This window comes from Alteromonas sp. G5_S2_22_S1 (assembly GCF_054968525.1).
This window is the reverse complement of sequence record NZ_JBQKUJ010000052.1, coordinates 1-719: the sequence shown is the minus strand read 5'-3', so window position 1 is coordinate 719 and position 719 is coordinate 1. Positions and strand designations below refer to the sequence as shown.

Here is a 719-nt window from a genome sequence, read left to right as displayed (position 1 = left end):
GGTCCCTTATCGGGATTGTGGACAGTGTCTGGTGGGTAGTTTGACTGGGGCGGTCTCCTCCCAAATAGTAACGGAGGAGCACGAAGGTTAGCTAATCACGGTCGGACATCGTGAGGTTAGTGCAATGGCATAAGCTAGCTTAACTGCGAGACAGACACGTCGAGCAGGTACGAAAGTAGGTCATAGTGATCCGGTGGTTCTGTATGGAAGGGCCATCGCTCAACGGATAAAAGGTACTCCGGGGATAACAGGCTGATACCGCCCAAGAGTTCATATCGACGGCGGTGTTTGGCACCTCGATGTCGGCTCATCACATCCTGGGGCTGAAGTCGGTCCCAAGGGTATGGCTGTTCGCCATTTAAAGTGGTACGCGAGCTGGGTTTAGAACGTCGTGAGACAGTTCGGTCCCTATCTGGTGTGGGCGTTGGATGATTGATGGGAGCTGCTCCTAGTACGAGAGGACCGGAGTGGACGAACCGCTGGTGTTCGGGTTGTCATGCCAATGGCATTGCCCGGTAGCTATGTTCGGAACGGATAACCGCTGAAAGCATCTAAGCGGGAAGCCGGCCCAAAGATGAGTCATCCCTGACCTTTAAGGTCTGGAAGGGTTGTTATAGACGATGACGTTGATAGGCAGGGTGTGGAAGCGTTGTAAGGCGTTAAGCTAACCTGTACTAATTGCCCGAGAGGCTTAACCATACAACGCCTAAAAGGCTTCG

1 rRNA gene is annotated in these 719 nt (G+C 53.1%); it reads left to right on the top strand.

The window, feature by feature from the left end:
* Nucleotides 1-699, top strand: a 23S ribosomal RNA gene (locus ACTRWF_RS19640); the annotation flags it as partial.
* Nucleotides 700-719 lie beyond the last annotated feature (20 nt).